We start from the raw sequence: 11,931 nt of genomic DNA on the forward strand, positions 1-11,931 counted from the left end.
CCTCTCCCAAAATTGGGATTCGGGGAACTAGAGAATTTGCTCCCCTCTCCCAAAATTGGGATTTGGGGAACTAGAGAATTTGCTCCCCTCTCCCAAAATTGGGAGAGGGGCTGGGGGTGAGGGAAAAGATTTTGCCAACAATTTATTCTGCGATCGCTCTATCCACTCTACTAAAGCTATCATGCAGTTTTAGCATTCTCACTAGCCGCTTCCTTGGGAGTCGTCTTTAAACGTGTCGCTGTGCTTTTGCGGATGCGATCGCTTTTACGAACAGCACCCGCCATTTCATATTCACGGCTATCTTTGCCGTATTTAAAAGCAACTCCAATGAGCATTTTCTCCGCGAGATCGTTTAAAGTTTTGTCCAATTCATCCATCTCAGTTCTAGAAGAGTCAATCACGGCTAAAGCAGTATTATAAGCATCTATTTTCCTACGGTACTGCTCAATTAGTTGTGTCATGTTTTGCAAGTTGCGAGCATCCCCAAAATCCATATTAGGATCAATTGCTTTAATTCCCGCCACTCTTAATTCAGCTTTTTCTAAAACTCGGTATGTACGTTTGTGACCAGGCATAAATAATATATATATCCTTTTCGTTCTGCTTTAGAGCTAGTTTGCCTTACTAAAGCTGGATTTTAGTTCAGTAAAATCCTCATAGATTTGTATCTTATGTTATGCCAATATCAGTATTTATCACAAAAAAGATGTTTTTGTTGATGAAAAAGATGTTTTTGTTGATGAAAAAGATGTTTTTGTTGATGAAAAAGATAATTTTGTTGATGAAAAAGATAATTTTGTTGATGAAAAAGATGTTTTTGTTGATGAAAAAGATAATTTTGTTGATGAAAAAGATGTTTTTGTTGATGAAAAAGATGTCAGACATTGCTTTTCTCTGATCTTTTTTGGTCTTGTGGCAAATCGGGGTATATGCGATCGCACAGCGTCGTAGAGAAGCCACTTGTCATCAGAAAATCATTCCCACTAAAACTTGGGGATGTGATTGATTTAGCTGATAATATCCCTGATTTCATCCTGGCATATCTCAAGCAACTTAACTGCGATCGCTTAGAAACTGAACCAAATAAGCCAATTTCCTCACAGATGCCATTGGTTATAGCTTGGTAATGCTTAAAACAACATTAATTATTGACACTCTAAGTATATACACAATATAATTAGTGTAGTAGAACCTAACGATAGAGTTAATTCAAACAATTTTCCCAGAGAATAATAGACGAGCAATATTAAAGATAATTTGGATAAAACAGATGAACACCAAAATTATTGCTTTCTTGGGGATTACGGCAGCCTTTGCAAGCTTAGGAAGCCAAGTATACGCACAGTCACCAACATCAAGCTCAAATCTAGAGCAATACAGATTAACTGGTAATTCTCTCGTTGGAATTGATCGTAGAACAGCCCAACAAGACTTTAAAAGCTTTTTTGAGCAAACTAATCCAGCAAGCATCTCCAACAATAATCGAAGAGATAATAAAACTCCAGTCAAAATACAGTTGAACGACTCATTATCACAGCCAGACACTTCAGTTTTATTAGCACCGGCTCAGTCTGGGGATGACAATGATGGATTGCAAGTACAGTTAGATATAAGGAGAGAATAATTTAGGTATAAAGGTTGGGGCTGTAGTTTCGAGCCTAGATGCTTTATTTGCTTGCTCGTCAGCAGAAAGAAAGTTGGCTTGCTCACCCACTTTAAACTAAAGTTCCTCTCTTAGAGGTTGTTTTAAAAGTAGTTTACTGTGATTTTAGGCACTTATCGATCCCCCCTAACTTCCCTTAAAAAGCTACCGTCTACATACAAGTCATCGAATTACCCAAAACAAAAGAAAAACCTCACCCTGTCCTATCGGACATCCCTCTCGAAAGCATCGGAGAGGGACAGGTTTTACCTAGTAAAAGCAGGGTGATACAAGTCATCGAATTACCCAAAACAAAAGAAAAACCTCACCCTGTCCTATCGAACATCCCTCTCCAAAGCATCGGAGAGGGACAGGTTTTACCTAGTAAAACCAGGGTGATACAAGTCATCGAATTACCCAAAACAAAAGAAGAACCTCACCCTGTCCTATCGGACATCCCTCTCCAAAGCATCGGAGAGGGACAGGTTTTACCTAGTAAAACCAGGGTGATACAAGTCATCAAATTACCCAAAACAAAAGAAAAACCTCACCCTGTCCTATCGGACATCCCTCTCCAAAGCATCGGAGAGGGACAGGTTTTACCTAGTAAAAGCAGGGTGAGGTATCTTAGGGGTTATAAAGCTTAACCGTAAATTGCGTTCAGAAAGACTTGTGTATACACCTTAGCCTTAAAAAGAGGGTTGGGGGATCAATATTCAAACATCCTCTTAGCAAACATCGTTAACACAGCAGCTATTTTAACTACTCATCCTACGTCCTCTACAAGAATAAACTTTCGTACCTAACTAAATCCGCCTTCCTGAGTCGCTAAATGTGTAATCATTTTGCAGTACAATTAATCGTCTAGATCAGAGGAGGGCTTTTAGATGACTCGTGTCATCATTGTGCGCCACGGTCAAAGCGCTTATAATACCGAGCGGCGTATTCAGGGACGCACTGATGCGTCAACATTAACCGAAAAAGGTGGTAAAGATGCAAGTATTGTTGGCAAAGCCCTCAGCAATATTTTATTTAATGCGATTTACAGCAGTCCCCTGCAACGAGCGAAACACACAGCAGATATTATCCATAGTGAGTTAGCTACTCATCCTGAACAGTCTGCTGTCATCCAAGTTTCTAATTTGCTGCTAGAAATCGACTTACCTTTATGGGAAGGACTGCTAACTGCTGAAGTTAAGCAGAAATTTGCCGAAGACTACCGCACTTGGCATCAACGCCCCGACGAACTGCGGATGCTGTTGAATGATGCACAAGGGACAAGAGAACATTTTCCCGTTCTTGCTTTATACGAACAAGCACGGCAGTTTTGGCAAGAAACTTTATCTCAACATCAAGGCGAAACTATTCTCATAGTGGGACATAACGGCATTAATCGCGCCCTGATTAGCACAGCCTTGGGAATTCCTCCAAGTCGCTACCATTCAATACAGCAATCTAACTGTGGCATCAGCGTACTAAATTTTGCTGGAGGATTGGGGGAACCAGTTCAACTAGAATCTTTAAATCAGACGCAACACACTGGGGAAAGTTTACCTTCATTGCGACCGGATCATCAAGGAATACGCTTATTATTGGTGCGTCACGGTGAAACTGACTGGAATCGCCAAACCAGGTTTCAAGGACAAATTGATGTCCCCCTCAACGACAACGGTAGACAACAGTCGCAAAAAGCAGGTGAATTTCTCCAAGAGGTAGCGATTGATTTTGCTGTCAGTAGCCCAATGCTGCGCCCTAAAGAAACAGCAGAGATTATCCTAAAACAACATCCTAATGTATTGTTAGACTTGCAAGATGGTTTAAGAGAAATCAGTCACGGACTCTGGGAAGGAAAATTTGAAACAGAGATAGAGCAAGAATTCCCCGGAGAATTGCAGCGCTGGCGGTTAGTCCCAGCCCAAGTGCAAATGCCTGAAGGAGAAAATTTACAAGAGGTGTGGGAACGTAGCGTTGCAGCTTGGCAATCAATTGTACAAACTGCATCAACGAATAAATTCAAAACTGTTTTAGTAGTAGCTCACGACGCAACTAATAAAACTTTACTTTGTCACATTCTTGGTTTATCGCTAGAAAATTTCTGGAATTTCCGCCAGGGTAATGGTGCAGTTAGTGTTATCGACTATCCTTGTGGAATCGATAGTTTACCAGTATTGCAAGCGATGAACATTACCGCTCACTTTGGTGGAGGCGTACTAGATAAAACAGCAGCAGGGGCGTTGTAAAAAAGTTAGGAGTTAGGAATAAAGTTAGGAGTTAGGAATAAAGTTAGGAGTTAGGAGTTAGGAGTTAGGAATAAAGTTAGGAGTGAGGAGTTAGGAGTTAGGAATAAAGTTAGGAGTGAGGAGTGAGGAGTTAGAAATAAAGTTAGGAGTGAAGAGTGAGGAGTTAGGAATAAAGTTAGGAGTGAAGAGTGAAGAGTTAGGAATAAAGTTAGGAGTTAAGAGTGAAGAGTTAGGAATAAAGTTAGGAGTTAAGAGTGAAGAGTTAGGAATAAAGTTAAGAGGTAGGAGTGATAAATAAAGTTAAAAGTGATGAGCGAGGAACAAATAACTTCTAACTCCAAACTCCAAACTCCAAACTCCAAACTCCAAACTCCAAACTCCAAACTCCAAACTCCAAACTCCAAACTCCAAACTCCAAACTCCAAACTCCTAACTTCTAACTCTTAAGTTTTAACTCCAAACTCCAAACTCCAAACTCCTAACTGCTAACTCCTAACCCCAAACTCTTAAGTTTTAACTCTTAAGTTTTAACTCTTAACTAAAAATTTTTATGATTGAACTGCTGCAAAAAGTACGGGTAATTGACCCAGTTTCTGAAATCGATGAACTCTTTGATGTGCTGATTGCTGATGGTTATATCCAAGAAGTGGCTTCGCACATTACTGATATCAGCGCCGATACTCCAATCAGAGATTGTCGGGGATTAGTTATCGGGCCTGGGTTAGTAGATTTGTACAGCCATTCCGGTGAACCAGGGTTTGAAGAACGGGAAACCTTGTTGTCTCTCTTACAATCTGCTACTGCTGGCGGCTTTACTAGAATTAACATCTTACCCAATACATCCCCAGCTATTGATAACCCTGCACTTGTGGCGCAGTTGCAGCAGAAGAGACACGGGAAGATGAAAGAAAGCGAAAAAATCAATTCGGCTCCCCCTGCGTCTCCTCTCCCCCTGCTTCATCTCTGGGGTGCTATCACCCTAGATGTTGCTGGGAAGCAAATGACGGAATTGGCAAATTTAGCGTCTGCTGGAGTTGTTGGTTTTAGCGATGGTAAACCTTTAGAAAATTTGGCGCTGGTGCGACGAGTGTTAGAGTATATCCAGCCGTTGCGTAAACCAGTAGCATTTTGGCCTAGCGATCGCCAGTTATCAGCAAATGGTGTAATTAGAGAAGGGGTAGATGCTCTGCGTTTCGGTTTACCCCCAATACCCGCCAGTGCAGAAACTAGTGCGTTAGCAGCTTTATTAGAATTGGTTGCAACCATCGGTACACCAGTCCATATCATGCGCGTCTCTACATCTCGCAGCGTGGAACTGATCGCTTCAGCCAAGGCTGCTGGTTTACCCATCACCGCTAGCACCACCTGGATGCATCTTTTACTTGATACAAAAGCTATTAAGAGTTATAACACTAGCTTGCATTTAGACCCGCCGTTAGGAAATTCCCGTGATGTAGCGGCATTGCGTGCAGGGGTGCGTACAGGTGTGATAGATGCGATCGCTATTGACCACACACCCTACAGCTATGAAGAAAAAGTCCAAGCCTTTGCCGAAGCGCCTCCAGGAGCAATTGGTTTAGAGTTAGCATTACCTTTGCTGTGGCAATATCTCGTTGAAACTGAAGAATTTACAGCTTTAGAATTATGGCGGGCATTGAGTACCAGTCCAGCAGAGTGTTTGGGGCAAAAAGTCAGTGCGATTGTACCTCATCAACCAGCAGAACTTACTTTATTTGATCCCCAACAAACCTGGAAAGTCGAACGAAAAAGTCTTTATACACTTTCACAAAATACACCTTGGTTAGGTCAACAGTTGAAGGGTCATGTTGTGCAAACATGGTGTTGAAGAAGTTTTTGAAGCGACGGCTTTGATTTCCTCAAACTTCATCTGGTTTGTTATTCCAGTGGTTTTAGCAATACAATCAAGTCGTCTCTAAAGAAACTTTTATCGTGTTGGGCATCCTGGCTATTTAGGTTGTAGCTAAGAAAGCTTTCAGTTGTTTGTATAAAAGTCGATAGTTACCGCTTTATTGCGAAGAAGTGCAGAATCTGGGCTGAAAATTCTTATTCTGGCGATCGCACTGCTACACTATCGCCTGGTGTTGAAGGCCATCTCACCGTTAGAATAGTACAGTCAGACTGAGCAACCCAACAATGTGGCACACCCGCACACCACAGCACATAATCACCCTCACGAGATAAAATCATCTCCCGATCTTCAAACTGAAGGCAAAATTGGCCATTAATTAAGATCGAAAGAGTCGCGGCTGTGTCATTTACTCCCCACTCAGTTCTAGAGTCTCCTGCTTTATGGATACCCCACTTTATTTCTAGTGCTGTGGTTGAGCGAAGATCGTCATCTGGGGTGATGAAGTAACCCATAAACCAACCCCAGCGATTTGCACCTTCGCTGGCAGCATTCCCAAAAATAACTTTAGGCTGCATCACTCACCTCAAAGCAAGCAAGTGAACTATTTATACTTACCGCAAGCTCATTTAATAATACCCGCTTATATTGTTGTAGAGAGTGGGCTATTGGTTGCTCTAGATCAGAAAAAGCGCGTAGGTGTAGCCCGTTGTAGACATTGCTCATTACCCTTCTTTCAGAAACATCAGAGACAAAAGCCTTACGAGCAGCATCAGCCCAGTGGTTAATATGTAGCTTAGAATTACTTGCTAATTCTTCATTCATAAATTAATTAAATAAAATAAGTAAGTGGGCGCAAATAATCATCATTGGCTCGTAGTTGCGCTTTAGCGCTAAAGCGCAACTACAAGCCAAATACAGAGATTTTACTTTTCGTTACATGGTTTGGTTTTATCTTGCCTACCTACTTAGATGAACAGAGATAATTAATTATCAAAATTATCTGCGTCCATCTGCGTCCATCTAAGGATTTAGATTGAGTATGAGGGACAGTTAGAATTACTTTACCGCCGTCGTTATGAAAGAGGAGAATAAAACTTATGCGTTTACCAGAGGAACCAGAACTTCCACTACAGATCAACATCGTGCCGATGATTGACGTGATATTTGCAATTTTGACATTTTTTATCATGTCAACTCTGTTTTTAACCCGCTCAGAAGGTTTACCTGTAAATTTACCGAAGGCTAGCACAGCGAAACAACAGCAAGTTCCTACTAAAATTACGATTACGGTAGATGAAAAAGAACAGGTAAGCCTGAATCGTAAACCAGTTGCCATTGATGATTTGACAAAGCAAGTACGTACTCTAGTTGGTTCAAACCCAGAAGTGTTGGTGATTATTAATGCTGATGAAAAAGTTGATTATGGTCGGGTAGTAGCGGTGATGGATCGGGTTCGTAAAGTTGAAGGGGCAAAGTTAGCGATCGCAACTCAAAAATAAACAGCAAAAATATTGTACATCAGAAGTTCAGGGAGTTAGAAAAATACTAAACCTTATCTAAGTTGAGAACCGTAGTTTTCACCCTCTCCCTAAATCCCTCTCCCAGACTTGGGAGAGGGAGTTTGAAATTCTGGCTCCCAAATCTGGCTCCCCATTCTGGCTCCCAAATCTGGCTCCCAAATCTGGCTCCCCATTCTGGCTCCCCATTCTGGCTCCCAAATCTGGCTCCCAAATCTGGCTCCCCTTCTCCCAAATTTGGGAGAAGGGGTTGGGGGATGAGGGCAATCCTTTTCATCATAGAAAAACTATAAGCTTCAAAATAGACGTGGTTTAAATTCTGACTCCTACAGGACTTTTTGTCTAATGACTATTACGCATCTGCAATTCTGGAGATATAAGTTTTAATAATAATTCTTGCTGTGAATGGATAAAAAAGTGGTCACTATTAAACTCATGTAATGAGAAAGTAGCGATCGTCTGCTCTCGCCATGCTTGCAGAGCCTCATGACTAACTTCTTGGTCTTGCAAACCACCAAAAACAGTAATAGGACACTTCAGTGGCTGTTTTTGAGTGTAAATATAAGTTTCCAGAACGGCAAAATCTGCCCGCAAAATGGGGAGGAACATCTGCATCAGTTCTGTGCTTTCTAGTACTGCTTTGGGTGTACCGTTAAGACTGCGTAGCTCATTGAGCAAATCAGGGTCTGATAGGATGTGGAGGGGTGGTTTTGTGAGCGGGATTTGCGGGGCGCGACGTGCAGAGATGAAGAGGTGAAAGGGAGCAAGACTATATTGACGAAGTAGATGGGTTAACTCAAAGCTAACTAATCCACCCATACTATGACCGAAGAAGGCGAATGGTTTGTCTAAGTATGGTAGCAGAACTGGAGCGATCGCTTCAACAAGAGATTCTAATCGCGTTAAGGGTGCTAACTTAATCTGTCTTCCTCGTCCGGGATATTCTACAGCACAGACTTCGACATTACTAGGTAGATTATTAGGCCAAGTGCGAAAAATTGCCGAGTTACCACCAGCGTAGGGGAAGCAGAATAAACGCAAGTTTGCTTGAGGATTTGGTTGAGGACAGATAATCCAGGAATTGAAGCTTGATGTAGTTGTCATAATAGAGCTTAGAGTTGGATAATACAACTTTGCTTTAATTTTTAAATATATTCACTGATAATTTTATGACAGGAATCGAACCTTGGGCGATGTCAGCCGTTAATGGTGTAGCAGTTCCGATTTTCCAAAGCCTTTGTGGAAGCGGCGGTAATATTCTAGAAAGATTTCGTAAAAGGCTGGATGAAAAAACGAAGGATATAATTTTTAGCGCATCAAACCGATATGAAAAGAACTATTTTTTAAATGGGTGCTGTATTTACGCCGTGATGTACTAGTGGTCTGTCCCAAAAGTTTTCAGAGGTTCGTGGTGTTCAGATCCCCGACTTCGTAGAAGTTGTCGGGGATCTCGTAGCCCCGCAAAATTAAAAAATGGCAACAAAGATAAAAATGTAAGAATGCAACTATGTACATCGATAATTTATCAAACAAAATTTGATATAATGCATACAATCGAGAAAAAGTCAACTAAAAAAGCTTGGGCAGGTGCGATAGGAGAACCAGCAAAAGAATTTCCCCCTACCCAACTACCAATTATCTCTGGCAAAATTCCAGATGGCTTGCGTGGCACACTTTACCGCAATGGACCTGCACGGCTAGAACGCGGTGGCATTGGCATAGGACACTGGTTTGATGGAGATGGGGCAATTCTGGCTGTAAACTTTAACGATGCAGGTGCAACCGGGGTTTATCGCTACGTGCAAACCTCTGGCTATCAAGAAGAAGCCGCAGCAGGTAAACTACTCTACGGCAATTATGGCATGACTGCACCGGGGCCAATTTGGAATCAATGGCAAAAGCCGATCAAAAATGCTGCGAATACTTCAGTGCTAGCACTTCCAGATAAACTTTTGGCACTCTGGGAAGGTGGTAAACCCCACGCCCTTGATTTACAAACTTTAAAAACTTCCGGCGAAGATGATTTAGGGGGGTTAACTAAAGGATTAAACTATTCCGCACATTATAAGCGTGACAAGCAAACAGGGGAGATTTTTAACTTTGGCATCAGCCCTAGAAAAAATGCGACGCTTAATATTTACAAAAGCGATTCCACTGGCCGGATTATCCAACAAGCCGCATACCAGCTAGATGGTGTACCATTGGTGCATGATTTTGTTTTAGCAGGACAGTATCTTGTCTTTTTCATTCCGCCAGTGCGGTTGAATGTCTTACCCCTGCTAATAGGGATAAACAACTATAGTGATTTGATAGAGTGGCAACCTAAATTAGGAACTCAGATTTTAGTTATTGATCGAGAAACCCTATCTGTGGTGAGTCGTGGAGAAATCGAAGCTTGGTTTCAATGGCATTTTGCTAACGGTTATGTAGATGCTAGCGGTTCAGTGATTGTGGATATCGCCCGTTATGAAGATTTTCAAACTAACCAATATCTCAAGGAAGTAGCTACAGGTGAGACTCACACCCCAGCTAAAAGTACACTAGGGCGAGTTCATCTGCATCCTCAAAGTGGCAAAGTTACCTCAATTCAGCAACTATTAAACCAACATTGTGAATTTCCCAATGTACCACAGCAAAACGTGGGGCAAGCTTCCCGGTACACATATATGTCAACATTCCGTTCAGGAACAGATATTAGCCAAGAAGTAGTAAATGCGATCGCTCGTTTCGACAACAAAACCGAAACCCTCAGCGAAGCAGACTTAGGAGAAAATCGTTATCCTTCAGAACCCATCCCCGCCCAAGACACTCAAAACCCTGCACAAAGTTGGGTACTAACCGTTGTCTACGATGGTAATTCTGATAGTAGCGAAGTTTGGGTATTTGATAGCGATCGCCTGGATGCCGAACCCGTTTGTAAACTAGAATTACCCAGCATCATTCCCCACAGCTTCCACGGCACTTGGAACCCTGCTAAGTAAGTGGGTGCAAATAATCATCACTGGTTCGTAGTTGCGCTTTAGCGCTAAAGCGCAACTACGAGCCAAATACAGAGATTTTACTTTTCGTTACATAGTTTGGTTTTATCTTGTCTACCTACTTATATAAAACATAGACATCCTTAAATCAACTCTTTCGCTGGCGTTGCGATACCGCGCTTAACTAGACCGGCTTCAAGTTCCTTAATGAATCTTAAGTCTTCCTCCAATAGAGGTTGATCGCTAGAAGAAAAGTCTTTACTTACAGAAGGATTTTTCTCAAGGAAAGCAAATGCTTGCCGAAATTGACGCGGATTTGCAAAAATTAGCGAGTCAAAGTGACAGGAAATAATCTGCTGAAAATCCCAACTTGCAACTGTATCAGCCCAATTGAGGACTTGTCTTGGTGCTTGGGGAAAAATGAGGATTTGCAGAATCGGTGCGACAAATGGTCGCCCGTGACCTCGTAGAGCATCGAATGCCTGTTTCCAGGTTTCTTGCCAGCGAAAAGGAAATAAACCAAAGTACGTTTTTAGCGATCGCTCTGGTGCTTTGAGAGCATCACGAAACATCTTTCCAATTGGAGTAACTTCTAGCACACTAGGACGAAAGTAAATCGCAAACAATGAAATGCGTTGCCATCCCTTGCGGCGGTTGTCTTCATTGTCTTCGATTGTCTCTAGGGCATTGTCCCTTGCATGAAACAGTAAAGGATAAGGATCTAATTGGACAATTTCTGGTGGGTCAACTGGAACCGAAAGTATAGAATCAGTTACAAGCAGAGTGTGCGATCGCTTGTGAAATACTGCAACTTCTGCAAAAGAACCTCGTCCCAAGTTGATGTCCAATATTGCATAGTCAAATTCCAAAGCGAAGGGAGCAAGGCTTGAGTCGTCTGGAAGTTCTTGAGTTCGTTTTTGGGGAAAGCCTAGCCAACTAAGGGGCAGGTTGAACGGGAAACTCCACTGATGGGGGGCAACAAAAACTTGTGCTTGAGGAAAGCATCTAGAAAAGGGGCCAACGAAGACTTTATGCTCAAGACCAGAACTGGTTGGCAGTACAATATACTTAACTTCACCATGCTTTGCTACCAACTCATTAACCAAGCGCACACACTCAGTTGTTGGAGCAACGGGCGCATAGACCAGAAATCCTCCGGCAGCGAGCTTGACTAAAGTCATCCGAATCGGCACAGTGGTATAAAGAATGCCCTGAAGCTGATCGAATGTCCAGATAGTATCCTCGATTATTTCCTTGCGAAGTGTGCGCCGCCTCCCGTAGGGGTAGAGTGGCACAGCAGCCCAGAATGGCCATGACCAATCTTTTGAGTGAGTAAAAGGATGCATCGCTTGCTCAAGTAATTCTACCCTCGACTTAGATCCAAGTGATTTCATTGTCGCCCCATTCACTTTGTACTTCTTTCTAATTTTTAACTACTGTCCGTGGGTTTAAGTCCCCCATCACAAAACAAAATTTACGTACAGCCCAAAGATCCATGAAAACCGCGCAGCGTGCCGGAGGCTCTATTACAAATTACGTACAGCCCTTTGGGCATGAAAACCGCGCAGCGTGCCGGAGGCTCTATTACGAATTACGTACAGCCCTTTGGGCATGAAAACCGCGCAGCGTGCCGGAGGCTCTATTACGAATTACGTACAGCCCTTTGGGCATGAAAACCGCGCAG

Annotated in this window: 13 protein-coding genes; 8 read left to right on the forward strand and 5 right to left on the reverse strand. The window is 42.4% G+C overall.

The features are described from left to right. Window positions 1-179 precede the first annotated feature (179 nt). Window positions 180-575 carry a hypothetical protein gene (locus tag V7K73_RS04220; protein WP_334877425.1) on the reverse strand — a complete coding sequence of 132 codons (396 nt, stop codon included), beginning with the start codon at window positions 573-575 and terminating at the stop codon, window positions 180-182. A 309-nt stretch (window positions 576-884) separates the two neighbouring features. Between V7K73_RS04220 and V7K73_RS04225 the strand changes: the two genes are divergently transcribed. From V7K73_RS04225 to V7K73_RS04245, 5 genes are all read left to right on the forward strand, one after another. After that, a complete protein-coding gene (locus tag V7K73_RS04225; protein WP_334877427.1) occupies window positions 885-1,127 on the forward strand; it encodes a hypothetical protein in 243 nt (80 codons plus the stop codon). A gap of 143 nt (window positions 1,128-1,270) precedes the next feature. Further along, entirely contained in the window at window positions 1,271-1,624 is a 354-nt protein-coding gene (locus V7K73_RS04230) for a hypothetical protein (protein WP_334877428.1), read from the forward strand. Between the two features lie 905 nt (window positions 1,625-2,529). Further along, window positions 2,530-3,882, forward strand: a complete 1,353-nt coding sequence (locus tag V7K73_RS04235) for a histidine phosphatase family protein (RefSeq protein WP_334877430.1) — start codon at window positions 2,530-2,532, stop codon at window positions 3,880-3,882. 115 nt (window positions 3,883-3,997) lie between these two features. After that, the gene (locus V7K73_RS04240) at window positions 3,998-4,180 is read left to right on the forward strand and encodes a hypothetical protein (protein WP_334877432.1); all 183 of its coding nucleotides are present in this window, start codon (window positions 3,998-4,000) and stop codon (window positions 4,178-4,180) included. Between the two features lie 252 nt (window positions 4,181-4,432). Then, window positions 4,433-5,728 (forward strand): dihydroorotase, encoded by a 1,296-nt coding sequence (locus V7K73_RS04245; protein ID WP_334877434.1) that lies wholly within the window; start codon window positions 4,433-4,435, stop codon window positions 5,726-5,728. Window positions 5,729-5,946: 218 nt separating this feature from the next. Here V7K73_RS04245 and V7K73_RS04250 read toward each other — a convergent pair whose 3' ends face one another. Together V7K73_RS04250 and V7K73_RS04255 are read right to left on the reverse strand one after the other, a co-directional pair. Next, window positions 5,947-6,327, reverse strand: coding sequence for a signal peptidase I (locus V7K73_RS04250; RefSeq protein ID WP_334877436.1), 381 nt, complete (start codon window positions 6,325-6,327; stop codon window positions 5,947-5,949). Next, a complete protein-coding gene (locus tag V7K73_RS04255; protein WP_334877438.1) occupies window positions 6,317-6,574 on the reverse strand; it encodes a hypothetical protein in 258 nt (85 codons plus the stop codon). Before V7K73_RS04255 ends, V7K73_RS04250 begins: the two co-directional genes overlap by 11 nt. Before the next feature lie 275 nt (window positions 6,575-6,849). On the opposite strand from V7K73_RS04255, the gene V7K73_RS04260 reads away from it, so the two are divergent. Continuing rightward, a complete protein-coding gene (locus V7K73_RS04260) occupies window positions 6,850-7,251 on the forward strand; it encodes an ExbD/TolR family protein (protein ID WP_334877440.1) in 402 nt (133 codons plus the stop codon). 360 nt (window positions 7,252-7,611) lie between these two features. Here the strand turns inward: V7K73_RS04260 and V7K73_RS04265 are convergent, their stop codons facing one another. Then, on the reverse strand, window positions 7,612-8,373 hold the full coding sequence (locus tag V7K73_RS04265) for a thioesterase II family protein (RefSeq protein WP_334877442.1): 762 nt from the start codon (window positions 8,371-8,373) through the stop codon (window positions 7,612-7,614). 65 nt (window positions 8,374-8,438) lie between these two features. On the opposite strand from V7K73_RS04265, the gene V7K73_RS04270 reads away from it, so the two are divergent. Both V7K73_RS04270 and V7K73_RS04275 read left to right on the forward strand, forming a co-directional pair. Next, window positions 8,439-8,648: a hypothetical protein gene (locus tag V7K73_RS04270; protein ID WP_334877444.1), complete on the forward strand. Its 210-nt coding sequence runs from the start codon at window positions 8,439-8,441 to the stop codon at window positions 8,646-8,648. 165 nt (window positions 8,649-8,813) lie between these two features. Next, complete coding sequence (locus tag V7K73_RS04275) at window positions 8,814-10,250, forward strand: carotenoid oxygenase family protein (protein ID WP_334877446.1); 1,437 nt, start codon at window positions 8,814-8,816, stop codon at window positions 10,248-10,250. Window positions 10,251-10,390: 140 nt separating this feature from the next. On the opposite strand, the gene V7K73_RS04280 is transcribed toward V7K73_RS04275, so the two are convergent. Beyond that, the gene (locus V7K73_RS04280; RefSeq protein WP_334877448.1) at window positions 10,391-11,593 is read right to left on the reverse strand and encodes a DUF4336 domain-containing protein; all 1,203 of its coding nucleotides are present in this window, start codon (window positions 11,591-11,593) and stop codon (window positions 10,391-10,393) included. Window positions 11,594-11,931: the final 338 nt, after the last annotated feature.

This window comes from Nostoc sp. (genome assembly GCF_036916975.1).
In the GTDB taxonomy this organism is placed as follows: Bacteria; Cyanobacteriota; Cyanobacteriia; order Cyanobacteriales; family Nostocaceae; genus Nostoc.

What these genes read in the sequence shown, in the direction of transcription:
- V7K73_RS04220 (WP_334877425.1), bottom strand. Translation starts at nt 575, where the DNA reads ATGCCTGGTCACAAACGTACATACCGAGTTTTAGAAAAAGCTGAATTA.
- V7K73_RS04230 (WP_334877428.1), top strand. Translation starts at nt 1,271, where the DNA reads ATGAACACCAAAATTATTGCTTTCTTGGGGATTACGGCAGCCTTTGCA.
- V7K73_RS04235 (WP_334877430.1), top strand. Translation starts at nt 2,530, where the DNA reads ATGACTCGTGTCATCATTGTGCGCCACGGTCAAAGCGCTTATAATACC.
- V7K73_RS04245 (WP_334877434.1), top strand. Translation starts at nt 4,433, where the DNA reads ATGATTGAACTGCTGCAAAAAGTACGGGTAATTGACCCAGTTTCTGAA.
- V7K73_RS04250 (WP_334877436.1), bottom strand. Translation starts at nt 6,327, where the DNA reads ATGCAGCCTAAAGTTATTTTTGGGAATGCTGCCAGCGAAGGTGCAAAT.
- V7K73_RS04255 (WP_334877438.1), bottom strand. Translation starts at nt 6,574, where the DNA reads ATGAATGAAGAATTAGCAAGTAATTCTAAGCTACATATTAACCACTGG.
- V7K73_RS04260 (WP_334877440.1), top strand. Translation starts at nt 6,850, where the DNA reads ATGCGTTTACCAGAGGAACCAGAACTTCCACTACAGATCAACATCGTG.
- V7K73_RS04265 (WP_334877442.1), bottom strand. Translation starts at nt 8,373, where the DNA reads ATGACAACTACATCAAGCTTCAATTCCTGGATTATCTGTCCTCAACCA.
- V7K73_RS04270 (WP_334877444.1), top strand. Translation starts at nt 8,439, where the DNA reads ATGACAGGAATCGAACCTTGGGCGATGTCAGCCGTTAATGGTGTAGCA.
- V7K73_RS04275 (WP_334877446.1), top strand. Translation starts at nt 8,814, where the DNA reads ATGCATACAATCGAGAAAAAGTCAACTAAAAAAGCTTGGGCAGGTGCG.
- V7K73_RS04280 (WP_334877448.1), bottom strand. Translation starts at nt 11,593, where the DNA reads ATGCATCCTTTTACTCACTCAAAAGATTGGTCATGGCCATTCTGGGCT.